The organism is Streptomyces sp. NPDC034043 (assembly GCF_055575675.1).
The window spans coordinates 213703-238101 of record NZ_JBVISF010000004.1 but is presented as its reverse complement, the minus strand read 5'-3'; the positions used below and the strand labels follow the sequence as shown (position 1 = coordinate 238101).

The following is a 24399-nucleotide window of genomic DNA, read 5'->3' as shown; positions in this document are numbered from 1 at the left end:
GGGTGATCCTGGACCGCATCCGCCGGCCGGGCGGCCCGCCGGTCCCCCGGCCCCCGCCCTACTGCCCCGGCCAGTTCGGCTTCCGCTTCTCGTTGAACGCCGCCACGCCCTCCGCCCGGTCCCCGGAGAAGGCCACCGTCCGCCAGGCCGCGTCCTCGATCTCCAGCCCGGCCGCCAGGTCCATCCCGTGCCCGAGCCGCAGCGCCCGCTTGGCCGCGCGCAGTCCCACGGGGGAGTTCGCGGCCATGGTCAGCGCCAGCTCCAGGGCCCGCGTACGGTCCTCTCCCGCCGGGGCCACCTCGTCGACCAGGCCCAGCGACAGCGCCTCGGCGGCCTCCACCCGGCGGGCCGTGAAGATGAGCTCCGCCGCCCGCGCCGCGCCGACCCGCCGCGGCAGCAGCTGCGTACCGCCGCCGCCCGGGATCACGCCCACCGACACCTCGGGCAGTCCGACCACGGCCGTCTCGTCGGCCACGATCACGTCGCAGGCCAGCGCCAGTTCGAAGCCGCCGCCCAGGGCGAAGCCGTGCACCGCCGCGACCGTCGGCATCGGCAGCTCCAGCACGCCCCCGTACGCCCCCCGGGTGGTGGGCCGCTGCCGCACCAGCTCGGCGTCGGACAGCGAGTTGCGCTCCTTGAGGTCCGCGCCCACGCAGAAGGCCCGCTCGTGGGTGGAGCTCAGTACGACGACCCGTACGCCGGGGTCCGCGGCGAGCGCGTCGCACGCGGCGGAGACCGAGCGGGCCATCTCCGTCGAGACGGCGTTCATCGCCTTGGGGCGGTCCAGCACCAGCTCCGCGACCACCCCGCCGTCACCGTGCCGCCGTACCGCCACGAACTCCCCGAAACGGCTCTCGCTCACGCCCACGGCGCACTCTCCCCGCAAATGGTTAACGAACGTTACCCGGGGATCCTAGGTGTCCGCCGCGTCAGCGACCAGGGCTCCACGACGCCCAGTCCGCGCACCGGCCGCTGCCACATCGGCTGGAGCGCGAAGCGGTAGGCGCCGCCGCCCTCCTCGGTCTCGGCGTCCTTCTCGGACTTCGGCGCGGCCCCCGTCCGGCTCAGCTCCTCGGCCATCGCCCCGTCCACCAGTACGGCGTCCTTGGGGGCTATGGAGGTCAGCCGGCTCGCCAGGTTCACCGTGGTCCCGAAGACGTCACCCATGCGGGTCGTCACCGTCCCGAAGGCGATGCCCACCCGCAGCTCGGGCATCTGCGGGTCCGCCTCCATCGTCTCGATCAGCCGCAGCGCGATCTCCGCCGCCGTCGCCGCGTCGTCGGCGCAGTACAGCACCTCGTCGCCCAGCGTCTTGATCAGCCGGCCGCCGTGCGCGGCCACCAGGTCCGCCGCCGTCGTCTCGAAGGCCTCGACGAGCTCGCCGAGCTCCTCCTCCTCCAGCCGGCGCGTGAGCCGGGTGAAGCCGACCAGGTCCGCGAAGCCCACCGCGAGGCGCCGGTCGACCATCTCCTCGTCGTCGGCGACCTGCACCACGCGGCCGGTCGCGGCCGCCAGCTGGCGCCGCCACACGTAGACGAGGAACTCCTCCAGCTCCGGCAGCAGCAGCTCGACCAGCGGGTACGTGACCTCCGTACGGGTCATGCCCGGCTCCGGCGGCTCCGTCAGCCCCTCCAGGAAGGAATCGATCTGCCATTCGGCCAGCCGGGCGGTGGTCTGCCCGGTGGACCGCGCCACCTGCACCGCCATCGGCTCGCTCAGCAGCCCCGCCTCCACCAGACCGGCCAGCCGCCGCAGCGCCAGCACGTCCGCCTCCGTCAGGGCCTTCGCCTGCCCGATGTCCGCGAAGCCCATGGCCCGCCAGAAGCGGGAGGCCAGCTCCATCGACACCCCGGCGCTGCGGGCCGCCTGGAACGGCGTGTACCGCCGCTCGGCGCCCAGGATCAGCTGCTCCAGGCGGATGGCGAGCGGGTCGGCCGTCGGCTGGGCCGCGTGGTCGACCTCGTGGAACGGGGCGTGCCGGTCCCGCCCGATCGGGGTGCCGGGACCGCCCGCCGGACCGGACCCGGACGGGCTGGACGCAGAGTCGTCGACGGTCAAGGGCCGCCTCCTGTCCATTCCGTGCGCGCTGCCGAACCGGGTGATCACCGGGAGGACCGGGATCGCCTAAACCATACGGCAGGTGTGCCGTAGCTCACTCCCCCAGTTCCGGCCCCGGCCCCGATCGAGCCACCCCGGCCCCGCCGGCGTCCGCGGCGGGCCCCGGCGGCGGCCCGCGGGAGGTCCGGGGCCCGGAGCCGGGCCCGCGGCGGCACCCGGACCCCGCGTGACCCTCGGACCTAGCGCACGGACCTCAGGTGGACCACGTCCCCCGCCCCCACCGCCTCCCGCGCGTCGTCGGCCGTGCGGATCACCAGCCGCCCGTCCGCGTCCACCGCTTCGGCCGTTCCGGTGAGCTCGCGCCCGCCCGGCAGGTCAGCCCGGACATGACGGCCCAGCGTCGCGCAGCCGGCCGCGTACGCCTCCTGGAGCCCGCTGTCCGCCGGGTCGCCGGCGGCGTCGCGCCAGCGCCCGTACCACTCCTCCAGCGACCGCAGCACGGCCTTCAGGAGCGGCTCCCGGTCGGTCACCGCCGCCTTGGCCAGGGTCAGCGACCCGGCGCCCGGTACGGGGAGCTCGTCCTCCGTGAGGGTGACGTTGAGGCCGATCCCGAGGACGACCCCGCCCTCGACCCGCTCGGCGAGGATGCCGCCGGCCTTGCGTTCCTCCCCCTCCACGCTCACCAGCAGGTCGTTCGGCCACTTGAGCGCGGTGTCCACGCCGGCGCCCCGCCCCAGCCCGGCCGCCGTGGCCACCCCGGCCAGCAGCGGCAGCCAGCCCCACCGCTCCTGCGGTACGTCCGCGCCCGGCTTGAGCAGCACGGAGAAGAACAGCCCCGACCGCGGCGGAGCCACCCAGCTGCGGTCGAGCCGGCCCCGTCCGGCGGTCTGCTCCTCGGCGACCAGCACGGCGCCCTCGGGCAGCTCCGCGGCCCGCGCCGCGAGATCGGTGTTGGTGGACCCGGTGGCGGCGACGACCTCCAGGGAGGTCCACAGGCCGTCGGGGCTGACGAGCGCCCGCGAGAGGGCGGTGGCGTTCAGTGGCGGGCGCTCCAGGCTCGACCAGCGTCCCGGGCCCGCTCCGGCTGAAGCATCTTGTGGAGTCATGCAAGCAAATGTAGGTGTGTCAAACGCCGCACTGCCGAGCGCCATGCCCGCCGATACGCTACGCACCAGTAGCCAGCAGCAGTCAATCAATTGACCAGGCAGTTGACACCACACAGGGAGCCGCGACCCCGATGTCCCAACCCTCAGAGCCGATCGACATGCACACGACCGCGGGCAAGCTCGCGGACCTGCGGCGCCGCGTCGAGGAAGCCACGCACGCCGGTTCCGAGCGCGCCGTCGAGAAGCAGCACGCCAAGGGCAAGCTGACGGCACGTGAGCGCGTGGCGTTGCTGCTGGACGAGGGGTCCTTCGTAGAGCTGGACGAGTTCGCCCGGCACCGGTCGACCAACTTCGGACTGGAGAAGACCCGCCCGTACGGCGACGGCGTCGTGACCGGCTACGGCACGGTGGACGGCCGCCCGGTGGCCGTGTTCTCGCAGGACTTCACCGTCTTCGGCGGCGCCCTCGGCGAGGTGTACGGGCAGAAGATCATCAAGGTGATGGACTTCGCCCTGAAGACCGGCTGCCCGGTCGTCGGCATCAACGACTCCGGCGGTGCCCGCATCCAGGAGGGCGTCAGCGCGCTCGGCATGTACGGCGAGATCTTCCGCCGCAACGTGCACGCCTCGGGCGTGATCCCGCAGATCAGCCTGGTCGTGGGGCCCTGCGCGGGCGGCGCCGTGTACTCGCCGGCCATCACCGACTTCACGGTCATGGTCGACCAGACCTCGCACATGTTCATCACCGGCCCGGACGTCATCAAGACGGTCACCGGCGAGGACGTCGGCTTCGAGGAGCTGGGCGGGGCGCGCACCCACAACGCCACCTCGGGCGTCGCCCACCACATGGCCGGGGACGAGAAGGACGCGATCGAGTACGTCAAGTCGCTCCTGTCGTACCTGCCGTCTAACAACCTGTCCGAGCCGCCCGCCTTCCCGGAGGAGGCGGACACGGAGGTCACCGACGCCGACCTGGAGCTCGACGTCCTGATCCCGGACAGTGCGAACCAGCCGTACGACATGCACACTGTCATCGAGCACGTGCTGGACGACGCGGAGTTCCTGGAGACGCAGTCCCTGTTCGCCCCGAACATCCTCACCGGTTTCGGCCGGGTCGAGGGGCACCCGGTGGGCGTGGTCGCCAACCAGCCGATGCAGTTCGCCGGCTGCCTGGACATCGACGCCTCCGAGAAGGCCGCGCGGTTCGTCCGGACGTGCGACGCCTTCAACATCCCGGTGCTGACGTTCGTCGACGTCCCGGGCTTCCTGCCCGGCACCGACCAGGAGTACAACGGAATCATCCGGCGCGGCGCGAAGCTGATCTACGCGTACGCCGAGGCCACCGTCCCCCTCATCACCGTCATCACGCGCAAGGCCTTCGGCGGCGCCTACGACGTCATGGGCTCCAAGCACCTCGGCGCGGACCTGAACCTGGCCTGGCCGACGGCCCAGATCGCCGTCATGGGCGCGCAGGGCGCGGTGAACATCCTGCACCGGCGCACCATCGCGGAGGCCGCCCCCGAGGAGGTGGAGGAGACCCGGGCACGGCTCATCACCGAGTACGAGGACACCCTGCTCAACCCGTACACGGCCGCCGAGCGCGGTTACATCGACGCGGTGACCATGCCGTCCGAGACCCGCGCCCACGTGGTCAAGGGGCTGCGCCAGCTGCGTACGAAGCGGGAGTCGCTGCCCCCGAAGAAGCACGGCAACATCCCCCTCTAGGCCCTCCAGGAGGACTCTGTGGTGATCAAGGTCGTCAAGGGCAACCCGACCCCCGAGGAGCTGGCCGCCGCACTGGCGGTGGTCCGAGCGCGCGCGGCGGCGCTGGCCTCGGCCCCGTCGGGCGCGCCCCGGGTCCCGGACGAGTGGGCCTCGCCGAGCCGGGTGGCCAGCCGGCAGCGGATGCTGCCGGGGCCGCGCGCGTGGGGCCGTACGTACTGGCCCGGACGGGGCTGAGCCCCGCGTTCCGGAAGATGGCGCGAACGGGCGGTGGCGCCTGAGTACCCGTACTCAGGCGCCGCCGGCGTTCCGCGGGCCAGGATCGGGGCATGCTCTGGTCAGACCCGAAGGACGAGCCCCCGAAGGACATGCGCGACGCCCAGGCGATGCTCCGGCGGATGCTCGTGGTCCTCGTGCTCGCGATGGTGATCGCCGTGTACGTCCTTGGCGTGCCCCCCTTCTAGGCGGCCGTCCGTGCCGCCGCCCGGCCGCCCTACGATGGCCCCCATGACCGTACGCACGCTCGTCCTCGCCTCCGCCTCGCCCGCCCGGCTGAACCTGCTGCGGCAGTCCGGGCTCGCCCCCCACGTGATCGTCAGCGGCTTCGACGAGGACACGCTGGACCATGACGACCCGGCCGCCCTGGCGCTGGCCCTGGCCGAGGCCAAGGCGGGCGTGGTGGCGGGTCTGGAGGAGGCCGCGGGCGCCCTCGTGATCGGCTGCGACTCGGTGCTGGAGCTGGACGGCGAGGCGCTCGGCAAGCCGGTGGACGCGGCCGACGCCACGGCCCGCTGGAAGTCGATGCGCGGGCGGGCCGGGGTGCTGCGCACGGGCCATTGCGTGATCGACACGGCCACCGGCCGTCAGGTCTCGGCGACGGCCTCCACGACGGTCCGCTTCGGCGAGCCGACGGACGCGGAGGTGGCGGCGTACGTGGCCAGCGGCGAGCCGCTGCACGTGGCGGGGGCGTTCACCCTGGACGGGCTGTCGGCGCCGTTCATCGACGGCATCGACGGGTGTCCCGGCAACGTGATCGGCCTGTCCATGCCGCTGCTGCGTTCCCTGCTGGGCGAGCTGGACGTGTCCATCACGGACTTGTGGGCCTGAGACTCCCCGCGGGATCCTTGCCGGGGTCCTCGGCCGGCGCCGCGTAGAGCATCAGCGTCAGGACGAGCAGGCACAGGATCAGCGAGGTCGCCGCGAAGGCGCCCCAGCCGACGAGTCCCACGGCGAGGGCGCCGAGCACCCCGTGGGTGACGGCCGCGACCACGAGCAGGATCCGGGCGGGACGGCCCGGCGGGCGGTCGCGCAGGGCGGCGAGGGCGGCCGGTACCGCGCACAGCAGCAGGAAGGCGGCCATGGCGGCACCCATCCCATAGGTTGCCGTGACCATGACATCCGGATCCATGCCGGCGATGGACATCGACTGCGCCCCGGTGGCCCGCCCCAGCACGACGTGGACCAGCGCCAGCACGGCGGCCTCCGCGACGAGCATGATCGCGGCCAGCCCCGCCACGAGTCTGCGCAGCACGACGCCCCCATCCGTCCCACGCCACAAGCGTGTTCGACGCCAGGAGGCTACTAACGAGTAAACCTCGGGACAAGAGCCGGGGACCGCTTCGTTACGGGAAACCCGCCACGCGGACGACCGTGACGGCTCTCACTCAAAGAATGCATAGGCCGTTCGTAGGGACTGAACAAAGAATCAGCAGGGTCCGCTGACCCGCCGAACAGAGACCTCGCCCTCGCAACAGGGTTACTGTGCAGTCGGGGATCTCCCTGACCTGGGGCGACACAAGGGCAATCACACTCAAGGAGCACTCGAATCACGCTCCGTGTGGGCAAGCTCACCACCGGGGAAGGGTCGTAAGGCCGTGTCGGCAGTCCCTAAACTCAGCTTGTTTCAAGGAGGGAGCCATCGTGCGCAAGGTGCTCATCGCCAACCGTGGCGAAATCGCTGTCCGCGTTGCTCGGGCCTGCCGGGATGCCGGAATCGCGAGCGTAGCCGTCTACGCCGATCCGGACCGGGACGCCCTGCACGTCCGCGCGGCAGACGAAGCTTTCGCGTTGGGCGGTGACACCCCGGCAGCCAGCTACCTCGACATCGCGAAGGTCCTGCAGGCCGCCGCGGACTCCGGAGCGGACGCCATCCACCCCGGATACGGCTTCCTCTCCGAGAACGCCGACTTCGCCCAGGCCGTCCTCGACGCCGGCCTGACCTGGATCGGCCCGCCGCCGCAGGCCATCCGGGACCTCGGTGACAAGGTGGCCGCCCGCCACATCGCCCAGCGCGCCGGGGCCCCCCTCGTCGCCGGCACCCCCGACCCGGTCTCCGGGGCCGACGAGGTCGTCGCCTTCGCCCGGGAGCACGGCCTGCCCATCGCCATCAAGGCGGCCTTCGGCGGTGGCGGCCGCGGCCTCAAGGTCGCCCGCACCCTCGAAGAGGTGCCGGAGCTGTACGACTCCGCCGTGCGCGAGGCCGTGGCCGCCTTCGGCCGCGGCGAGTGCTTCGTCGAGCGCTACCTCGACCGGCCCCGCCACGTCGAGACCCAGTGCCTCGCGGACTCCCACGGCAACGTGGTCGTCGTCTCCACCCGCGACTGCTCCCTCCAGCGCCGCCACCAGAAGCTCGTCGAGGAGGCCCCCGCCCCCTTCCTGACGGACGCCCAGAACGCCGAGCTCTACGCCGCGTCGAAGGCCATCCTCAAGGAGGCCGGCTACGTCGGCGCGGGCACCGTCGAGTTCCTCGTCGGCACCGACGGCACCATCTCCTTCCTCGAGGTCAACACGCGCCTCCAGGTCGAGCACCCGGTGACCGAGGAGGTCGCCGGCATCGACCTGGTCCGCGAGATGTTCCGCATCGCCGACGGCGAGGAGCTCGGCTACGGCGACCCGGAGCTGCGCGGCCACTCCTTCGAGTTCCGTATCAACGGCGAGGACCCGGGCCGCGGCTTCCTGCCCGCCCCGGGCACCGTCACCCTCTTCGCCCCGCCGACCGGCCCCGGCGTGCGCCTGGACGCGGGCGTGGAGACCGGCTCGGTCATCGGCCCCGCCTGGGACTCGCTGCTCGCCAAGCTGATCGTCACCGGCGCCACCCGCGAGCAGGCCCTCCAGCGCGCCGCCCGCGCCCTGGCGGAGTTCAACGTGGAGGGCATGGCCACCGCCATCCCCTTCCACCGCGCGGTCGTCGCCGACCCGGCCTTCGCCCCCACCGACGGCACCCCGTTCAAGGTCCACACCCGCTGGATCGAGACGGAGTTCGTCAACGAGATCAAGCCCTTCTCCGCCCCGGCGGCCGAGGAGACCGAGGACGAGCCCGGCCGCGAGACGGTCGTCGTCGAGGTCGGCGGCAAGCGCCTGGAGGTCTCCCTCCCGTCCTCGCTGGGCATGACCCTGGCCCGCACGGCCGCCGCCGGCGGTGCCAAGCCCAAGCGCCGTGCCGCCAAGAAGTCCGGCCCGGCCGCGTCCGGCGACACCCTCGCCTCCCCGATGCAGGGCACGATCGTCAAGGTCGCCGTCGAGGAGGGCCAGCAGGTCAACGAGGGCGACCTGGTCGTCGTACTCGAGGCGATGAAGATGGAGCAGCCGCTGAACGCGCACCGCTCCGGCACCGTCGTCGGCCTGACCGCCGAGGTCGGCGCCTCCCTGACCTCCGGCGCCACGATCTGCGAGATCAAGGACTGACGTCCCCGCCCGCGGCCGTACGAAGGCCCCGCCCGGTTCCCCGGGCGGGGCCTTCGGCCGTTCGCGCGCCCCCGGCGGTCTGCGCCGGGCCGCCCTGGCGGGAGCGGCCCGGCGGACACCGCCCGTAGCGGGTCCGGCGGTCCCGGCGCTCAGCGGCGGCGCATGTCCGCCACCCGGGCCCGTTCCCCGGCCTGCTGCTCCAGCAGCGACGCGGGCGCACTGCGCAGCTGGGCGGTGGGGCCGCCGCGCCGCTGGACCGGCAGGGGGGCGTCACGGCGGGGCCTGCGCCCCTGCATGCCCTCTCCGGCGCCGCCGTGGCCGCCGGCCGCCGGGGCCGGTCCGGCCACGGTGATCTGCACGCCCTGGTCGGCCAGCGCCTGGAGTTCGGTGGCGGCCCGTTCGTCGTGCTGCGGGGGCTCGTCCGTCACCAGCCGGGTCATCACGTCCGTCGGCACGGTCTGGAACATGGTGTCCGTGCCGAGCTTCGTGTGGTCGGCCAGTACGACGACCTCCGCCGCGGCCTGCACCAGCGCCCGGTCCACGCTCGCGGAGAGCATGTTGGACGTGGACAGGCCGCGCTCGGCGGTCAGACCGCTCCCGGACAGGAAGGCCCGGGACACCCGCAGCCCCTGGAGGGACTGCTCGGCGCCGCTGCCCACGAGGGCGTAGTTCGAGCCGCGCAGCGTACCGCCGGTCATCACCACCTCCACCCGGTTGGCGTGCGCGAGCGCCTGGGCGACGAGCAGCGAGTTGGTGACGACGGTCAGACCGGGCACCCGTGCGAGCCGGCGGGCCAGCTCCTGGGTCGTGGTACCCGCGCCGACGACGACGGCCTCGCCTTCTTCGACGAGGCCGGCGGCGACATCGGCGATGGCGGTCTTCTCCGCCGTCGCGAGATGGGACTTTTGCGGAAAGCCGGACTCCCGCGTGAAACCGCCCGGCAAGACCGCACCGCCGTGCCGGCGGTCGAGGAGTCCTTCTGCCTCCAGTGCCCGCACGTCCCGCCGTACGGTCACTTCGGAGGTCTGGACGACACGGGCGAGCTCACGGAGCGATACCGCACCGTTGGCCCGCACCATTTCGAGGATCAATTGGCGACGTTCAGCAGCGAACACGAAACTGACAGTAACCCCAACGACCGTCTGCTTTCAGCTCCTTGCACCGGAATACCGAAGTTGTCCATACATCGGCCCGACTAGTGGTATACGGGGTCGGCCCACTTTCCGCGGCCGTGGCCGCGCACCCCCGCCCCACCTCGGCTTCCGCCCCAACCCCCGCGGGGAATGGGGCGGTTGAGCCTGCGGCGGAGCGCCCCTACGCCTCGCTGCCCGTCTTGCGGGTGTGCAACTGGCGGGCCACTTCGGCGATCGAACCGGACAGCGAGGGGTACACGGTGAACGCGTTTGCGATCTGCTCGACGGTCAGGTTGTTGTCGACGGCGATCGAAATGGGGTGGATCAGCTCGCTCGCGCGCGGCGACACGACCACGCCGCCCACCACGATCCCGGTACCCGGGCGGCAGAACAGCTTCACGAAGCCGTCCCGGATGCCCTGCATCTTCGCACGCGGGTTGCGCAGCAGCGGCAGCTTCACCACGCGGGCGTCGATCTTGCCGGCGTCCACGTCGGCCTGCGTGTAGCCGACGGTGGCGATCTCCGGGTCGGTGAAGACGTTCGAGGAGACCGTCTTCAGGTTCAGCGGGGCCACCGCGTCACCGAGGAAGTGGTACATCGCGATGCGCCCCTGCATGGCGGCGACGGACGCCAGCGCGAAGATCCCCGTCACGTCACCGGCGGCGTACACGCCCGGCGAGGACGTGCGCGACACCTTGTCGGTCCAGATGTGGCCGGACTCCTTGAGCCGGACCCCGGACTCCTCCAGGTTCATGTCCTTGGTGTTCGGGATCGCGCCGACCGCCATCAGACAGTGGGTACCCGTGATCACGCGGCCGTCGGAGAGGGTGACCTCGACCCGGTCGCCCACCCGCTTGGCGGACTCGGCGCGCGAACGGCCGATGACGTTCATGCCGCGGCGCCGGAAGACGTCCTCCAGGACGGCCGCCGCGTCCGGGTCCTCACCCGGCAGCACGCGGTCGCGGGAGGACACCAGGGTCACCCGGGAGCCCAGGGCCTGGTACGCGCCGGCGAACTCGGCACCGGTCACACCGGAGCCGACCACGATGAGCTCCTCGGGGAGCTCCTCCAGGTCGTATACCTGGGTCCAGTTCAGGATCCGCTCCCCGTCGGGCATGGCGTCCGGGATCTCGCGGGGGGTGCCGCCGGTGGCGATCAGCACGGCGTCGGCGGTGAGGATCGTCTCCGTGCCGTCGGCGGCCGTGACAATCACGTCCCGGGTGCCGTCGATGCCCTGCGGGCCGCCCAGCTTGCCGCGGCCGCGCATGACGCGGGCTCCGGCCCGGGTCACGGAGGCGGTGATGTCGTGGGACTGCGCCAGCGCGAGGCGCTTGACGCGCCGGTTCACCTTGCCGAGGTCCACGCCGACGACACGCGCGGCCTGCTCGATGTGCGGGGTGTCGTCCGCGACGACGATCCCCAGCTCCTCGTACGACGAGTCGAAGGTCGTCATGACCTCTGCGGTCGCGATGAGGGTCTTGGAGGGCACGCAGTCGGTCAGCACCGACGCCCCGCCCAGACCGTCGCAGTCGACGACGGTCACCTCCGCGCCGAGCTGCGCCCCCACCAGGGCTGCCTCATACCCGCCGGGTCCACCGCCGATGATCACGATCCGGGTCACGAAAAGTCCGCCTCACGTCTACCCGGCCGGCTGCCGCCCCGGCCGGTGTTCCGGGGGGTCTCCCCGGGGGATCCATTCCGTGCCCCATTGTCCCGCACGCATCAAGGTGCTCGCACCATCCGGACACGCCGGTCGGGGCGACCCTCCCGTACCCTCGACCTCATGTCGCTCTACGCCGCGTACGCCGGCAACCTCGACCCGCGGCTGATGACGCGCCGCGCTCCCCATTCACCGCTGCGCGGCACGGGCTGGATCAACGATTGGCGGCTGACCTTCGGCGGCGAACAGATGGGCTGGGAGGGTGCCCTCGCCACCATCGTGGAAGCCCCGCGCCAGCAGGTCTTCGTCGCGCTGTACGACATCGCCCCGCTGGACGAGGACTCCATGGACCGCTGGGAGGGCGTCGGGCTGGACATCTACCGCCGCATGCGGATCCGCGTCCACACCCTGGACGGCGAGGAGGCGGCGTGGTGCTACGTCCTGAACGGGTACGAGGGCGGCCTGCCCTCGGCGCGCTACCTGGGTGAGATCGCCGACGCCGCCGAATCGGCGGGGGCGCCGCACGACTACGTCATGGAACTCCGCAAGCGCCCCTGCTAGCCGCTGCCGCCCCGACCGGCGCCCGCCGGCCCCTGCCGGACACGGGCCGGGGGGACGATTCGGCGGAAACGACAAGGCAACGATCCGAACACCGTGAGCTGCGCCATCTACGCGCGTAGGCGAGAAGCGGCTACGCTCGTCCGCGTGAACGCATCTGTTACCGACCCCTTCGCCGCCGCCGACGCCGCCGCCGCCCGCCTCCGCGAGCTCACCGGCGTCGAGTCCCACGATGTCGCCCTCGTCATGGGCTCCGGCTGGGCCCCCGCCGCAGAGGCGCTCGGCGCCCCCGAGTCCGAGTTCCTCGTCACCGAGCTGCCCGGCTTCCCGCCCGCCGCCGTCGAGGGCCACGGCGGCAAGATCCGCTCGTACAAGATCGGCGACAAGCGCGCCCTGGTCTTCCTCGGCCGGACCCACTTCTACGAGGGCCGCGGCGTCGCCGCCGTCGCCCACGGCGTGCGCACCGCCGTCGCCGCCGGCTGCAAGACCATCGTCCTCACCAACGGCTGCGGTGGTCTGCGCGAGGGCATGGCGCCCGGCCAGCCCGTCCTGATCAGCGACCACCTCAACCTGACGGCCACCTCGCCGATCGTCGGCGCGAACTTCGTCGACCTCACCGACCTGTACTCGCCGCGCCTGCGCGCGATGTGCAAGGAGATCGACGAGACCCTCGAAGAGGGCGTCTACGTCCAGTTCCCCGGCCCGCACTACGAGACCCCGGCCGAGATCAACATGATCCGCGTCATGGGCGCCGACCTGGTCGGCATGTCGACCGTGCTGGAGGCCATCGCCGCCCGTGAGGCCGGCGCCGAGGTGCTCGGCATCTCCCTGGTCACCAACCTGGCCGCCGGCCTGTCCGGCGAGCCGCTGAACCACGAAGAGGTCCTCCAGGCCGGCCGCGACTCCGCCGCCCGCATGGGCACGCTGCTGACGCAGGTCCTGGCCCGCATCTGATCGGCACCCCCGACGACCGACGACGTACGAGAGGAAAGGCGGAAGCAGTGCAGGAACAGGACGACCTCCTCACCCGGGCCCGGGCCTGGCTGGCCGAGGACCCGGACCCGCAGACGGCGGCGGAGCTCGCGGCCCTGATCGACGCGAACGACACGGCCGAGCTCGCGGACCGCTTCTCCGGCACGCTCCAGTTCGGCACCGCCGGGCTGCGCGGCGAGATCGGCGCCGGTCCGATGCGGATGAACCGTTCCGTGGTCATCCGCGCCGCGGCCGGCCTCGCGGCCTACCTGAAGGACCAGGGCCACGACGGCGGCCTGGTCGTCGTCGGCTACGACGCCCGCTACAAGTCGGCCGACTTCGCCCGCGACACCGCCGCCGTGATGACCGGCGCCGGACTGCGCGCGGCCGTCCTCCCCCGGCCCCTGCCGACGCCCGTCCTCGCGTACGCCATAAGGCACCTGGGCGCCGTCGCCGGCGTCGAGGTGACCGCGAGCCACAACCCGCCCCGGGACAACGGCTACAAGGTCTACCTCGGCGACGGCTCGCAGATCGTCTCCCCGGCGGACACCGAGATCGCGGCGCGGATCGCGGCCGTCGGCGCGCTGGCCGACGTACCGCGCCCCTCCGACGGCTGGCTCCAGCTCGACGAGGAGGTCCTCGAGGCCTACCTGGCCCGGACGGACGCCGTCCTCACCCCCGGGTCGCCCCGGGGCGTACGGACCGTCTACACGGCCATGCACGGCGTCGGCAAGGACGTCGTCATGGCGGCCTTCGCCCGGCACGGCTTCCCCACCCCGGTGCTCGTCGCCGAGCAGGCGGAGCCGGACCCGGCCTTCCCGACGGTCGCGTTCCCGAACCCGGAGGAGCCGGGCGCGATGGACCTGGCCTTCGCGAAGGCCGCCGAGGTCCAGCCGGACATCGTGATCGCCAACGACCCGGACGCCGACCGCTGCGCGGTCGCGGTCCCGGACAACGGCGGCTGGCGCATGCTGCGCGGCGACGAGGTCGGCGCGCTGCTGGCGGCCCACCTGGTCCACAAGGGCGCCCAGGGCGTCTTCGCCGAGTCGATCGTCTCCTCCAGCCTCCTGGGCCGGATCGCGGAGGCGGCCGGCGTCGGCTACGAGGAGACCCTCACCGGCTTCAAGTGGATCGCCCGGGTCGAGGGCCTGCGCTACGGCTACGAGGAGGCGCTCGGCTACTGCGTGGACCCCGAGGGCGTCCGCGACAAGGACGGCATCACCGCCGCCCTCCTGGTCGCCGAGCTCGCCTCGGAGCTCAAGGAGCAGGGCCGCACCCTGACCGACCTGCTGGACGACCTGGCCATGGCCCACGGCCTGCACCACACCGACCAGCTCTCGGTCCGCGTCTCCGACCTGTCGGTCATCGCCAACGCCATGGCGCGGCTGCGCGCGGAGCCCCCGACGGCCCTCGCGGGCCTGCGGGTGGCCTCGGCGGAGGACCTGTCGGTCGGCTCGGCCGCCCTCCCGCCCACGGACGGCCTGCGCTACTACCTGGACGGCGACTACAAGGCCCGCGTCATCTGCCGCCCGTCCGGCACGGAGCCCAAGCTGAAGTGCTACCTGGAGGTGGTCGTCCCGGTGACCGAAGCCGCCGACCTCGCGAGCGCCCGCACCCGCGGCCAGGAGGTCCTGGACGCCATCAAGAAGGACCTCGCGGCGGCCATGGGCCTCTGACGGCCCCCGCCCTCGCCTGGACGGCCCCCGCAGCTCCGGCTGCGGGGGCCGTCGGCGTGCGGGGCGGAGGCGTACGCGCCAGCTCGCTATGCGCTTCTCCCACTCGGCGTCCGACGGCCATCTGGGGCCGAACCGCCCTCAGCGCACACTCCACGAACTGATCATCGCGACCGGAACGCGAAAGGACTCACCCAGTGCGGTGGGAAGGCTGCTGGCGCCGGAGATGAGGTGGCAGCCTTGGAGATGGAGGAAGGCCGGGGGATATTCAGGGGTCTCCCCGGCTTCACGCGCGAAGTCCTCGGCGAATCGCTCGTCGGGCGTGCCCGCATCGCCGAGTTGTCCGGCAATGCGCGTCGCCCAGTGCCGACGGGCCGCGATACGGCCGGATATCACCACGCCCTGCGCCACGACAGTGATGCGCGGGCCTTCGCCCTCCATCTCCGTCCGGTTGATCAGATCGATGAGCAAGTCGTCCCGTGAGGTCATGCCCGAACCCTAACGATCATGCGACTGTGTGGCCGTGGCCCTTCTCGGGTTGACCGAAGAGGTACGGGACACCGGGATCCCACAGTTCTTGGCATGGCCGGCGAAGCGGTCGTACAGGCGTGGGCAGCCGCCGACCGGCCCCCGACCCCTCGCGGGGAGACGGCCGGCCCGAGGCGCGAGCCTCGTACGCCCCCGCCCCTACGGCGCCGAAGGCGACGGTGACGGCGACGCCAGGTCCCCCAGGGTCGGGACGGACTCCGGGCGGGAGCGGACCGCGTCCGTGCACTCCCACGCGCGCGGCGGGTCCGCGTCCGGGCCGCCCAGGACCACCGGGCCCGGGCCCGCCGAGAGGGCGTCGCTCGCCGACAGGGTGCAGACGATCTGTGCCAGCGCCACCGGCGGGAGGTCCTCCGGCTTGCGGCTCAGCCGCAGCGTGCCCGCCGGGTCGCCGGCCCGCGCGGGGGCCGCCGACAGGCCGTCGGGGACGCTGGTGGTGAAGCCCGCGTCCCGTTCCTCCCCGGACGGCCTGCGTTCCAGTTCCTCCAGCAGTGCCTGCGCGACCAGCACCAGGGGATCCCGCGAGGCCCGCTTCTCGGGTACGGGCACCACCCGCTCCACGCCGACCAGCTGCGATCCGCACACCAGCTCCACCGTCGCGCGGAAGCCCTGTACCCCGCCGGCCCCCGCCGGCTGTCCGGCCGTCTCGCAGGACACCCGCGACGGCGCCGGTCCCACGTCGACGGGGACCGTCGTGGCCCGGATGCCGCACCCGGACAGGGCGAGCACCCCCACGGCCAGCGCCGCGGCCCTACCCCTCCGTGCCGCCACCGGCGATCACCTTCCCCACGTCCACCGGCAGCCGCAGCGTGAACACCGCTCCGCCCTCCGGTCCGTTCTCGGCCGTGATGTCACCGCCGTGGATGTGCGCGTTCTCCATCGCGATCGACAGGCCGAGCCCGCTGCCGTCCGACTTGGGCCGGGACGCGCTCGCCTTGTAGAAGCGGTCGAAGACGTGCGGCAGCACTTCCTCGGGGATGCCCGGCCCGTTGTCCTTGACCGCGATGACCAGCCACTCCCCCTCCACCCGCACCGACACCCGTACCGGCGAGCCGCCGTGCTTGAGCGCGTTGCCGATGAGGTTGGCCAGGATGACGTCCAGCCGGCGCGGGTCCAGCCGGGCCACGATCCCGCGTCCGGCGTCGAGTTCGACGGCGTCCAGCCAGGCCCGCGCGTCGATGCACGCCGTGACCTGGTCGGCGACGTTCACGTCGTCCAGCACCAGCCGGGCCGTGCCCGCGTCGAAGCGGGTGACCTCCATCAGGTTCTCCACGAGGTCGTTCAGCCGCCGCGTCTCGCTGACGACGAGCCCGACCGCCGGGGCGATCATCGGGTCGAGGTACTCGACCTCCTCCTCCAGCACCTCGGCGACCGCCGTCAGCGCGGTGAGCGGCGTGCGCAGTTCGTGCGACATGTCCGCCACGAACCGCCGGCTCGCCTCCTCGCGGGCGCTCATGTCGGCGACCTTCTTCTCCAGCGCCTCCGCCGTCCGGTTGAACGTCCGTGACAGGTCCGCGAGTTCGTCGGTCCCCGAGACGTCGAGCCGGTGGTCCAGCTCGCCCTCGCCGAGCCGCCGGGCCGCGTCCCCGAGCCGCTGTACGGGCTTCAGGACGGTCCGTGCCGCGCCCTGCGCGAGCAGCGCGGAGCCGAGCAGCGCCAGTCCGGTCGCGATGGTCAGCGACCAGCCCAGCGCGTTGAGGTCGTCCCGCTCCGTGGCGAGCGACTTGTACATGTAGCCGGTGGGCCCGCCGCCCACGATCCGCGTGCCGCCGACCAGGTACGGGTTGCCCTGCGGCTTCGTCCGCTGCCAGTACATGTGGTACTCGGAGTCGTTGGCGGCGGTGGTCTTCTGCCGGTCGTTGACGGCGTGCTGGAGGGAGGCCGGTACGTCGTTCAGCCCGAAGGGGACCGCGCCCGCGGCGCCGATCACCTTGCGCCCGTCCTTGCGTTCGTGGACGAGCAGCACGCTGTACCCGGGGCTGCTCCCCGCCATCAGCTCGGCGGTGTGCTGCATCTCCTCGGGCGTCGGCTCGGCGGGCAGTGCCGCGGCCCGGTTCTGCATCTCCTGGCGGAAGTCGCCGAGGGCCGCGTCCTGGGTACGGGTGAGCACCGCCTCGCGGTTGAGCCAGTACGCGATGCCGGACGCGGACACCGCGGCCGTCAGCGCGACCAGCGCGAACACCACCAGCAGGCGCAGCCGCAGGCTCGTCCAGCGCCGGCCCGCGAACAGGGCCTTGGTCACTGCGGGGAGTCCAGCCGGTAGCCGACACCCCGGACGGTACGGATCAGCGTGGGCGAGGAGGGCACTTCCTCGACCTTGGCGCGCAGCCGCTGCACGCAGGCGTCGACGAGCCGCGAGTCGCCGAGGTAGTCGTGCTCCCAGACCAGCCGCAGCAGCTGCTGACGGGAGAGCGCCTGGCCGGGCCGGCGGCTGAGTTCCAGCAGCAGCCGCAGTTCGGTCGGGGTCAGCTGGAGGTCCTCGCCGTTCTTCGTGACCGTCATCGCGGCCCGGTCGATGACCAGGGACCCGAAGACGGCGGAGTCACTGGCCTCGCGCTCGCCCCGGCGCAGCACGGCGCGGATGCGGGCGTCGAGCACGCGGCCCTGGACGGGCTTGACCACGTAGTCGTCGGCTCCGGACTCCAGGCCCACGACGACATCGATGTCGTCACTGCGGGCGGTGAGCAGGATGATCGGCAGCTGGTCGGTGCGGCGGATCCGCCGGCACACCTCGAAGCCGTCGATCCCGGGCAGCATCACGTCCAGCACGATCAGGTCCGGCCGCTGCTCTCGCAGCAGTTTCAGGCCGTCCTCGCCCGTCGCCGCGGTGGCCACTCGGTGGCCCTGGCGTGACAGGGAGAGTTCGAGGGCCGTGCGGATGGCGTCGTCGTCCTCGATCAGCAACAGGAAAGGCACGGGCTCATTCTGTCCCATCGGCCGTGCGCAGTTCGACCGTCCGGAGGGGTGCAATCGCGCCACTCGCCGGCGCAGCGGTGGCTGTGACAGGCCTGTGACAGTCGGCGGACACCCTGGTTATACCCGGCGGGCAGTCTTTTCTCATCGACACGACGGACCGAAGCAGACTCCACGACGGGGGGCGCGAGATGAACACGCTGCACAGCACCACGACCAGCGCGGTCGTCACGCGGCTGCACGATGTGAACCGCCGGGCGGGTGTCCGTACGGTGACGGTCGCCCGTCAGCGGCCGGCGCACGTCACAGCCATTGACGCGAAGCAGTACCAGGCGGTTCCCGCGCAGCGCAGCACGCCGTCCTCCGCGTCGGAGGCGGAGTTCACCGCGTACGTCCAGGAGCGGCGGGCGGCGCTGTACGCGACGGCCTTCCACCTCACCGGCGACCGCCACGAGGCGGAGGACCTGTTGCAGAGCGCGCTGTTCTCCACGTACCGCGCCTGGGACCGGATCAGCGACAAGGCGGCGGTCGGCGGGTACCTGCGCCGCACGATGACGAACCTGCACATCAGTGCCTGGCGCCGGCGGAAGCTGAACGAGTACCCGACCGAGGAGCTGCCGGAGACGGCCTCCGACACGGACGCCATGCGGGGTACGGAGCTGCGCGCGGTGCTGTGGCAGGCGCTGGCCCGCATTCCGGAGCCGCAGCGCACGATGCTGGTGCTGCGCTACTACGAGGGCCGTACGGACCCGGAGATCGCGGAGATCCTGGGCATCAGCGTCGGCACCGTGAAGTCGAGCATCTGGCGCTCGCTGCGCCGGCTGCGGGAGGACGAGGTGCTGAGCTTCGGACGTGACGAGGCGGAGTCCTTCGGGGAGCTCGTCGCGTAACCAGAGACCATGGGGCCGGGGGGCCCGTCCTACGGGGGTGGGGCGGGGGCCGCAGGGGGAGAAGAGGCGGGATCAAGCGGCCGGGGGTCCGCGTGATCCCGCCTTTTCGCTTTTCGACGTGTTTTTGCCGCGCCTTCAGAGGGCGGTGGGGGTGCGGTGGCGGCCCGCGGCGGCGGCGGTGAGCCGGCCGAGGGCCTCGTCGCGGCCGCAGGCGTGGGCGCCGAGGGCCACGTGCCGGGCGACGATGCCGCGTTCGGCGCGCATCAGGCGGTAGCCGCGGCGCAGCAGGAACGGCAGGGACTTGCGGCCTTCGCGCAGGTCGCGCGCGAGGCGGCGGCGGAATGTGGTCGAGGGCCGGCCGCGCAGGCAGATGGCGTCGGCGAGCAGGCCCAGTTCCCGGCAGCGGGCCGCGATGTCGGCGGCGAAGATGCCCTCCGCGATGAACAGCGGGGTGCGGTCGATGTCGAGGGTCTCCGTGCCGGTCCGGGAGGACGTGGCGATGGAGTAGACGGGGACGTCCGTACGGCCCGTGGCGCAGAGTTCCGCGATGGCGGCGACGGCGGTGTCCGCGTCCCAGGACAGCGGGGAGTCCCAGTCGATGTCGGAGCTGCCCTCGACCAGCGGGAGGGTCGGGTCCGCCGCTTCCTTGTAGAAGTCGTCCAGACGCAGGACGGGGAGGCCCGAGCGGGCCGCGAGCCTGGACTTGCCGGAGCCCGAGGGGCCCGTCAGCAGGACGACGCGCGTGGGAAGGGAAGATGAACGGCTCACGGGATACCAGTGTGAGGCATGACCCGGGGTGTCGGCGCACCGGTGACGTCTCCTGCGACGGGCCTCACACGCGCGGTTGGAATCCGGGATCCCGCCTCCACTACTGTGTGTGCGCACGCGACTACGACCACAGGCAGGAACCCATGGCACGTCACGCAGCATCCGAACCGTCTTCCCAGCGGCTCCGCGCAGCCGGCCTGAGCCTGTCCATGGCCGGGGCGGCCCTGGCGATGGCGGCCGGCGGGGCCCAGGCGGCCGAGAGCCGCCTCCAGTCCGCGGAGACCGACCTCCAGGCGGCGGTGGCCGGGGTCGCCGACCCGATCGGGAACCTCAAGGTGAATCCGCTCGCCAGGACCGGGGTGGACCCCCTCGACAACGGGGTGGCGACGAAGGTCGCGGACTTCCCGGCCGTGGGGACCACGATGGTCACGGGGATCCTGACGCAGGGCCCGTCGGTCAAGGAGCTCCCGACGGCGGCGGTGACCTCGCTGCTCGGGCCGGTCCTGCCCAAGTAGCGGACGCGCGAAGGCCCTGGCGGCACGGGGGTCGCCGCCAGGGCCGGTCTCACGCCGGCCGTTCTAGTACGAGGAACCGCCGGAGCCCAGCGAACCCGTCGGGTGCCAGACCGTCTTGGTCTCCAGGAAGGCCGTCATGCGGTGGGTGCCCGGGTCGGCGGTCCAGTCGTCCACAGGCTGTGGACGCAGGACGCGCTTGAGGTTGTCCGCCGCCGCGATCTCCAGCTCCTTGGCGAGGGCCTCGTCGGCGCCCGCCAGGTCGATGGCGTTGACGTCCTGGTGGGCCGCCAGGTGGGGGCCCATCTCGGCGGCCTTGCCGGAGAGGATGTTCACCACGCCGCCGGGCAGGTCGGAGGTGGCCAGCACCTCGCCCAGGGAGAGCGCGGGGAGCGGGGACGCCTCGCTCGCGATGACGACCGCCGTGTTGCCGGTCGCGATGACCGGGGCGATCACCGAGACGAGGCCGAGGAAGGACGACTCCTGGGGGGCGACGACGGTGACGACACCGGTCGGCTCCGGGGTGGACAGGTTGAAGAACGGGCCCGCGACCGGGTTGGCCCCGCCCGCGATCTGGCCGATCTTGTCGGTCCAGCCCGCGTACCAGACCCAGCGGTCGATCGCCGCGTCCACGACGGCGGCGGCCTTGGACTTGGACAGTCCCTCGGCGTCGCCGACCTCCCGGACGAACTGCTCGCGGCGGCCCTCCAGCATCTCGGCGATGCGGTAGAGGATCTGCCCGCGGTTGTAGGCGGTGGCGCCGGCCCAGCCGCCGAAGGCCTTGCGGGCCGCGACGACCGCGTCACGGGCGTCCTTGCGGGAGGACAGGGGGGCGTTGGCCAGCCACTTGCCCTTCGAGTCCGTCACTTCGTACACCCGGCCGCTCTCGGAGCGGGGGAACTTGCCCCCGACGTACAGCTTGTAGGTCTTGAAGACGTTCAGACGCGTCGATGTCTCAACGGCACTCATCAGCGCTCCCCCTTCGGGGTCGACGGGGCGAGGTAGCCCTCCAGGCCGTGGCGGCCGCCCTCGCGGCCGAAGCCCGATTCCTTGTATCCGCCGAAGGGCGAGGTCGGGTCGAACTTGTTGAAGGTGTTGGCCCACACCACACCCGCGCGGAGCTTGTTGGCGACCGCGAGGATGCGGGAGCCCTTCTCCGTCCAGATGCCGGCGGACAGGCCGTACTGGCTGTTGTTGGCCTTGGCGACGGCCTCGTCCGGGGTGCGGAAGGTCAGCACGGACAGGACCGGCCCGAAGATCTCGTCGCGGGCGACGGTGTGCGCCTGGGTGACGTTCGTGAAGAGCGTCGGGGCGAACCAGTAGCCGGCGGACGGCAGCTCGCAGGCCGGGGACCAGCGCTCGGCGCCCTCGGCCTCGCCGGTCTCCGCGAGCGCGGTGATCCGGGCGAGCTGCTCGGCGGAGTTGATCGCGCCGATGTCGGTGTTCTTGTCGAGCGGGTCGCCCAGCCGCAGCGTGGACAGGCGGCGCTTGAGGGAGTCGAGCAGCTCGTCGTGGATCGACTCCTGCACCAGCAGGCGGGAGCCCGCGCAGCAGACCTGGCCCTGGTTGAAGAAGATGCCGGTGACGATGCCCTCGACGGCCTGGTCGATGGGGGCGTCGTCGAAGACGATGTTGGCGCCCTTGCCGCCCAGTTCCAGGGTGACCTTCTTGTCGGTGCCGGCGACCTGGCGGGCGATGGCCTTGCCGACCGCGGTGGAGCCGGTGAAGGCGACCTTGTTGACGTCCGGGTGCGCGACGAGCTCGGCGCCCGCGTCCCCGTAGCCGGGGATGATGTTGACGACGCCCTTGGGCAGGCCGGCCTGGCGGCAGATGTCCGCGAAGAACAGGGCGGACAGCGGCGTGGTCTCGGCGGGCTTCAGGACGACGGTGTTGCCGGTGGCGAGCGCCGGGGCGATCTTCCACGCGAGCATCAGCAGCGGGAAGTTCCACGGGATGACCTGGCCGGCCACCCCGAGCGGGCGCGGGTTCGCGCCGTAGCCGGCGTGGTCGAGCTTGTCGGCCCAGCCCGCGTAGTAGAAGAAGTGCGCGGCGACCAGGGGGAGGTCCGCGTCGCGGGTCTCCTTGATCGGCTTGCCGTTGTCCAGGGTCTCCAGGACGGCCAGTTCGCGGCTGCGTTCCTGGATGATCCGGGCGATGCGGAAGAGGTACTTGGCGCGCTCGGAGCCGGGCAGCGCGGACCACTTCTCGAAGGCCTTGCGGGCGGCCCTGACGGCGCGGTCGACGTCGGCGGCACCGGCCTGGGCGACCTCGGCCAGCACCTCCTCGCTGGAGGGGCTGACGGTCTTGAAGACCTTGCCGTCGGCGGCGTCGGTGAACTCGCCGTCGATGAAGAGCCCGTAGGAGGGGGCGATGTCGACGACCGAGCGGGACTCGGGGGCCGGTGCGTACTCGAAGAGGGATGCCATGGTGATCAGTCCACCGTCACGTAGTCGGGACCGGAGTAACGCCCGGTGCTCAGCTTCTGGCGCTGCATGAGCAGGTCGTTCAGCAGGCTGGAGGCGCCGAACCGGAACCACTCGTTGGTCAGCCAGTCCTCGCCCGCGGTCTCGTTGACGAGGACCAGGAACTTGATGGCGTCCTTGGTGGTGCGGATGCCGCCGGCCGGCTTCACACCGATCTGGATTCCAGTCTGCGCCCGGAAGTCGCGTACGGCTTCGAGCATGAGCAGGGTGTTGGCCGGGGTCGCGTTGACGCCGACCTTCCCGGTGGAGGTCTTGATGAAGTCGGCGCCCGCGAGCATGCCGATCCAGGAGGCGCGGCGGATGTTGTCGTACGTCGACAGCTCGCCGGTCTCGAAGATGACCTTGAGGCGGGCGGCGGTCCCGTCGGGGCGGACGCAGGCCTCCTTGACGGCCCGGATCAGCTCGTACGTCTCCAGGTAGCGGCCGGCGAGGAAGGCGCCACGGTCGATGACCATGTCGATCTCGTCGGCGCCGGCGGCGACGGCGTCACGGGTGTCGGCCAGCTTGACCGGCAGGGCGGCGCGCCCGGCCGGGAAGGCGGTGGCGACGGAGGCGACCTTGACGTCGGCGCCGTTCAGCGCCGCCTTGGCGGTGGCCACCATGTCGGGGTAGACGCAGACCGCGGCGGTCATGGGCGTGCCGCGGTCGGTCGGGTCGGGGTGGACGGCCTTGGCGGAGAGCGCCCGGACCTTGCCCGGGGTGTCCGCACCCTCGAGCGTCGTCAGGTCGATCATCGAGATGGCCAGGTCGATGGCGTACGCCTTGGCCGTCGTCTTGATCGAGCGGGTGCCGAGCGAGGCCGCGCGGGCCTCCAGGCCGACTGCGTCTACGCCGGGCAGCCCGTGCAGGAAGCGGCGCAGCGCGCTGTCGGACGCCGTCACGTCAGCGAATGCGGAGAGGGTGGTGGGCATGGTCACCAGATGAGCATATCTACGCGCGTAGCGCCTGTCACCCCCCTCAGTGCACATATGGGCGTGACATCCGCCATCGGAGCTTCGGGGCCGCGCGCCCGCACCCCCGGCGGACCCATGCGGCACAATCGGCGGCATGACTACGCCCTCCCCCCACGAGCCGGTCTACGCCGACCGCGTCTACCGCTCCCCCATGGCCGTCGTCACCGGGGTGCTGCTGCTCGCGCTCGTCGCGTGGCTGTGCGGGGACGCCGCCGTACGGGGCGGGGGGAGTACGCGGTGGACCGGCATCGCCGTCGCCCTGCTCACCGTCCCGCTGATCGTCGCCTTCACCCTGCGGCCGGCCGTCTTCGCCAACGACGACCGGATGCGGATCCGCAACCCCTTCCGCATCATCGAGTTGCCCTGGGCCGCCGTCGACGCGGTCCGCGCCGGGTACTCGGCGGAGGTGCTGGCGCAGGGGTCGAAGTACCAGCTGTGGTCGGTGCCGGTGTCGCTGCGCGAGCGCAAGAAGGCCGGACGGCAGTTCAGCCGCCGGGACGCGCTGACCGGCAAGGGGATGACGGCCCAGGACAAGGGGGCCGAGCCGGCCGCGCCGCAGCGGGCCTCCGCCGACCGGGCCGTGGACGAGCTGCGCGAGCTCGCCGAGCGCGGGGCGGGCCGGCCCGGCGCGCAGGGCGGCGTCACCGTGCGCTGGGCGTACGAGATCATCGCGCCCGCCGTGGCCGGCGCGGTGCTGCTGGCCGTGCTCCTGGCCACGGGCTGAGCGGGCCGTACGCGGGCCGGCGTAACCGCCGTGTAACGGCCCCGG

Annotated in this window: 25 protein-coding genes; 11 read left to right on the top strand and 14 right to left on the bottom strand. The window is 72.4% G+C overall.

Annotated features, from left to right (window positions below; genetic code table 11):
• Nucleotides 1–58: 58 nt before the first annotated feature.
• The 3 genes from ACZ51S_RS12375 to ACZ51S_RS12365 all read right to left on the bottom strand — a co-directional run bounded on the left by ACZ51S_RS12375 (nt 59) and on the right by ACZ51S_RS12365 (nt 3164).
• The gene (locus ACZ51S_RS12375; RefSeq protein WP_388934446.1) at nt 59–862 is read right to left on the bottom strand and encodes an enoyl-CoA hydratase/isomerase family protein; all 804 of its coding nucleotides are present in this window, start codon (nt 860–862) and stop codon (nt 59–61) included.
• 38 nt (nt 863–900) lie between these two features.
• A complete protein-coding gene (locus ACZ51S_RS12370; RefSeq protein ID WP_388934448.1) occupies nt 901–2058 on the bottom strand; it encodes an adenylate/guanylate cyclase domain-containing protein in 1158 nt (385 codons plus the stop codon).
• Between the two features lie 239 nt (nt 2059–2297).
• Nucleotides 2298–3164, bottom strand: coding sequence for a biotin--[acetyl-CoA-carboxylase] ligase (locus ACZ51S_RS12365; RefSeq protein ID WP_468960666.1), 867 nt, complete (start codon nt 3162–3164; stop codon nt 2298–2300).
• A gap of 131 nt (nt 3165–3295) precedes the next feature.
• On the opposite strand from ACZ51S_RS12365, the gene ACZ51S_RS12360 reads away from it, so the two are divergent.
• From ACZ51S_RS12360 to ACZ51S_RS12345, 4 genes are all read left to right on the top strand, one after another.
• Nucleotides 3296–4888: an acyl-CoA carboxylase subunit beta gene (locus tag ACZ51S_RS12360; RefSeq protein ID WP_388934453.1), complete on the top strand. Its 1593-nt coding sequence runs from the start codon at nt 3296–3298 to the stop codon at nt 4886–4888.
• Nucleotides 4889–4909: 21 nt separating this feature from the next.
• A complete protein-coding gene (locus ACZ51S_RS12355) occupies nt 4910–5122 on the top strand; it encodes an acyl-CoA carboxylase epsilon subunit (RefSeq protein WP_468475599.1) in 213 nt (70 codons plus the stop codon).
• Between the two features lie 92 nt (nt 5123–5214).
• The gene (gene mmpB / locus ACZ51S_RS12350) at nt 5215–5349 is read left to right on the top strand and encodes a morphogenic membrane protein MmpB (RefSeq protein ID WP_260618161.1); all 135 of its coding nucleotides are present in this window, start codon (nt 5215–5217) and stop codon (nt 5347–5349) included.
• A 34-nt stretch (nt 5350–5383) separates the two neighbouring features.
• Complete coding sequence (locus ACZ51S_RS12345; RefSeq protein ID WP_468475477.1) at nt 5384–5992, top strand: Maf family protein; 609 nt, start codon at nt 5384–5386, stop codon at nt 5990–5992.
• Here ACZ51S_RS12345 and ACZ51S_RS12340 read toward each other — a convergent pair.
• Nucleotides 5973–6416 carry a hypothetical protein gene (locus tag ACZ51S_RS12340; protein WP_468475476.1) on the bottom strand — a complete coding sequence of 148 codons (444 nt, stop codon included), beginning with the start codon at nt 6414–6416 and terminating at the stop codon, nt 5973–5975. The two genes, ACZ51S_RS12345 and ACZ51S_RS12340, sit on opposite strands and share 20 nt — an antisense overlap.
• 389 nt (nt 6417–6805) lie before the next feature.
• Here ACZ51S_RS12340 and ACZ51S_RS12335 point away from each other — a divergent pair, with 389 nt between their 5' ends.
• Complete coding sequence (locus ACZ51S_RS12335; protein WP_388934464.1) at nt 6806–8569, top strand: acetyl/propionyl/methylcrotonyl-CoA carboxylase subunit alpha; 1764 nt, start codon at nt 6806–6808, stop codon at nt 8567–8569.
• Nucleotides 8570–8718: 149 nt separating this feature from the next.
• Here the strand turns inward: ACZ51S_RS12335 and ACZ51S_RS12330 are convergent, their stop codons facing one another.
• Nucleotides 8719–9684 carry a DeoR/GlpR family DNA-binding transcription regulator gene (locus ACZ51S_RS12330; RefSeq protein ID WP_388934466.1) on the bottom strand — a complete coding sequence of 322 codons (966 nt, stop codon included), beginning with the start codon at nt 9682–9684 and terminating at the stop codon, nt 8719–8721.
• Nucleotides 9685–9883: 199 nt separating this feature from the next.
• Nucleotides 9884–11323, bottom strand: coding sequence for an NAD(P)H-quinone dehydrogenase (locus ACZ51S_RS12325; protein WP_388934469.1), 1440 nt, complete (start codon nt 11321–11323; stop codon nt 9884–9886).
• Between the two features lie 162 nt (nt 11324–11485).
• On the opposite strand from ACZ51S_RS12325, the gene ACZ51S_RS12320 reads away from it, so the two are divergent.
• The 3 genes from ACZ51S_RS12320 (at nt 11486) to ACZ51S_RS12310 (ending at nt 14568) form a co-directional block, all read left to right on the top strand.
• Nucleotides 11486–11923, top strand: coding sequence for a gamma-glutamylcyclotransferase family protein (locus tag ACZ51S_RS12320; RefSeq protein WP_007266087.1), 438 nt, complete (start codon nt 11486–11488; stop codon nt 11921–11923).
• 144 nt (nt 11924–12067) lie between these two features.
• Nucleotides 12068–12874 (top strand): purine-nucleoside phosphorylase, encoded by an 807-nt coding sequence (locus ACZ51S_RS12315; protein ID WP_388934471.1) that lies wholly within the window; start codon nt 12068–12070, stop codon nt 12872–12874.
• Nucleotides 12875–12921: 47 nt separating this feature from the next.
• The gene (locus ACZ51S_RS12310; protein WP_468475475.1) at nt 12922–14568 is read left to right on the top strand and encodes a phospho-sugar mutase; all 1647 of its coding nucleotides are present in this window, start codon (nt 12922–12924) and stop codon (nt 14566–14568) included.
• Nucleotides 14569–14706: 138 nt separating this feature from the next.
• On the opposite strand, the gene ACZ51S_RS12305 is transcribed toward ACZ51S_RS12310, so the two are convergent.
• From ACZ51S_RS12305 to afsQ1, 4 genes are all read right to left on the bottom strand, one after another.
• On the bottom strand, nt 14707–15054 hold the full coding sequence (locus ACZ51S_RS12305) for a hypothetical protein (protein ID WP_468475474.1): 348 nt from the start codon (nt 15052–15054) through the stop codon (nt 14707–14709).
• A 198-nt stretch (nt 15055–15252) separates the two neighbouring features.
• Nucleotides 15253–15882, bottom strand: a complete 630-nt coding sequence (locus tag ACZ51S_RS12300; protein ID WP_468475473.1) for a hypothetical protein — start codon at nt 15880–15882, stop codon at nt 15253–15255.
• Nucleotides 15863–17353, bottom strand: a complete 1491-nt coding sequence (locus tag ACZ51S_RS12295; protein ID WP_468475472.1) for a sensor histidine kinase — start codon at nt 17351–17353, stop codon at nt 15863–15865. The genes ACZ51S_RS12300 and ACZ51S_RS12295 overlap by 20 nt, the downstream gene beginning before the upstream one ends.
• Nucleotides 17350–18027, bottom strand: a complete 678-nt coding sequence (gene afsQ1, locus ACZ51S_RS12290) for a two-component system response regulator AfsQ1 (RefSeq protein ID WP_180291024.1) — start codon at nt 18025–18027, stop codon at nt 17350–17352. The genes ACZ51S_RS12295 and afsQ1 overlap by 4 nt, the downstream gene beginning before the upstream one ends.
• Before the next feature lie 188 nt (nt 18028–18215).
• Between afsQ1 and ACZ51S_RS12285 the strand changes: the two genes are divergently transcribed.
• Nucleotides 18216–18914, top strand: a complete 699-nt coding sequence (locus tag ACZ51S_RS12285) for a SigE family RNA polymerase sigma factor (RefSeq protein ID WP_468475471.1) — start codon at nt 18216–18218, stop codon at nt 18912–18914.
• A 135-nt stretch (nt 18915–19049) separates the two neighbouring features.
• Here ACZ51S_RS12285 and ACZ51S_RS12280 read toward each other — a convergent pair whose 3' ends face one another.
• A complete protein-coding gene (locus ACZ51S_RS12280) occupies nt 19050–19682 on the bottom strand; it encodes a uridine kinase family protein (protein ID WP_388934492.1) in 633 nt (210 codons plus the stop codon).
• Nucleotides 19683–19825: 143 nt separating this feature from the next.
• Between ACZ51S_RS12280 and ACZ51S_RS12275 the strand changes: the two genes are divergently transcribed.
• Nucleotides 19826–20197, top strand: coding sequence for a hypothetical protein (locus tag ACZ51S_RS12275; RefSeq protein ID WP_388934495.1), 372 nt, complete (start codon nt 19826–19828; stop codon nt 20195–20197).
• Between the two features lie 63 nt (nt 20198–20260).
• Here the strand turns inward: ACZ51S_RS12275 and ACZ51S_RS12270 are convergent, their stop codons facing one another.
• Genes ACZ51S_RS12270 through deoC form a run of 3 tightly spaced genes read right to left on the bottom strand, consistent with a single transcriptional unit; the run spans nt 20261 to nt 23588 of the window.
• Nucleotides 20261–21163, bottom strand: a complete 903-nt coding sequence (locus ACZ51S_RS12270) for an aldehyde dehydrogenase family protein (protein WP_468475470.1) — start codon at nt 21161–21163, stop codon at nt 20261–20263.
• On the bottom strand, nt 21163–22620 hold the full coding sequence (locus ACZ51S_RS12265) for an aldehyde dehydrogenase family protein (protein WP_468475469.1): 1458 nt from the start codon (nt 22618–22620) through the stop codon (nt 21163–21165). The genes ACZ51S_RS12270 and ACZ51S_RS12265 overlap by 1 nt, the downstream gene beginning before the upstream one ends.
• A gap of 5 nt (nt 22621–22625) precedes the next feature.
• Nucleotides 22626–23588, bottom strand: a complete 963-nt coding sequence (gene deoC, locus ACZ51S_RS12260; RefSeq protein ID WP_388935003.1) for a deoxyribose-phosphate aldolase — start codon at nt 23586–23588, stop codon at nt 22626–22628.
• A 136-nt stretch (nt 23589–23724) separates the two neighbouring features.
• On the opposite strand from deoC, the gene ACZ51S_RS12255 reads away from it, so the two are divergent.
• The gene (locus tag ACZ51S_RS12255; RefSeq protein WP_388934501.1) at nt 23725–24354 is read left to right on the top strand and encodes a PH domain-containing protein; all 630 of its coding nucleotides are present in this window, start codon (nt 23725–23727) and stop codon (nt 24352–24354) included.
• The last annotated feature ends 45 nt before the right edge of the window (nt 24355–24399 follow it).

What these genes read in the sequence shown, in the direction of transcription:
- ACZ51S_RS12365 (WP_468960666.1), bottom strand. Translation starts at nt 3,164, where the DNA reads ATGACTCCACAAGATGCTTCAGCCGGAGCGGGCCCGGGACGCTGGTCG.
- ACZ51S_RS12360 (WP_388934453.1), top strand. Translation starts at nt 3,296, where the DNA reads ATGTCCCAACCCTCAGAGCCGATCGACATGCACACGACCGCGGGCAAG.
- mmpB (WP_260618161.1), top strand. Translation starts at nt 5,215, where the DNA reads ATGCTCTGGTCAGACCCGAAGGACGAGCCCCCGAAGGACATGCGCGAC.
- ACZ51S_RS12345 (WP_468475477.1), top strand. Translation starts at nt 5,384, where the DNA reads ATGGCCCCCATGACCGTACGCACGCTCGTCCTCGCCTCCGCCTCGCCC.
- ACZ51S_RS12320 (WP_007266087.1), top strand. Translation starts at nt 11,486, where the DNA reads ATGTCGCTCTACGCCGCGTACGCCGGCAACCTCGACCCGCGGCTGATG.
- ACZ51S_RS12305 (WP_468475474.1), bottom strand. Translation starts at nt 15,054, where the DNA reads ATGACCTCACGGGACGACTTGCTCATCGATCTGATCAACCGGACGGAG.
- ACZ51S_RS12285 (WP_468475471.1), top strand. Translation starts at nt 18,216, where the DNA reads ATGAACACGCTGCACAGCACCACGACCAGCGCGGTCGTCACGCGGCTG.
- ACZ51S_RS12275 (WP_388934495.1), top strand. Translation starts at nt 19,826, where the DNA reads ATGGCACGTCACGCAGCATCCGAACCGTCTTCCCAGCGGCTCCGCGCA.
- ACZ51S_RS12270 (WP_468475470.1), bottom strand. Translation starts at nt 21,163, where the DNA reads ATGAGTGCCGTTGAGACATCGACGCGTCTGAACGTCTTCAAGACCTAC.
- ACZ51S_RS12265 (WP_468475469.1), bottom strand. Translation starts at nt 22,620, where the DNA reads ATGGCATCCCTCTTCGAGTACGCACCGGCCCCCGAGTCCCGCTCGGTC.
- deoC (WP_388935003.1), bottom strand. Translation starts at nt 23,588, where the DNA reads ATGCCCACCACCCTCTCCGCATTCGCTGACGTGACGGCGTCCGACAGC.
- ACZ51S_RS12255 (WP_388934501.1), top strand. Translation starts at nt 23,725, where the DNA reads ATGACTACGCCCTCCCCCCACGAGCCGGTCTACGCCGACCGCGTCTAC.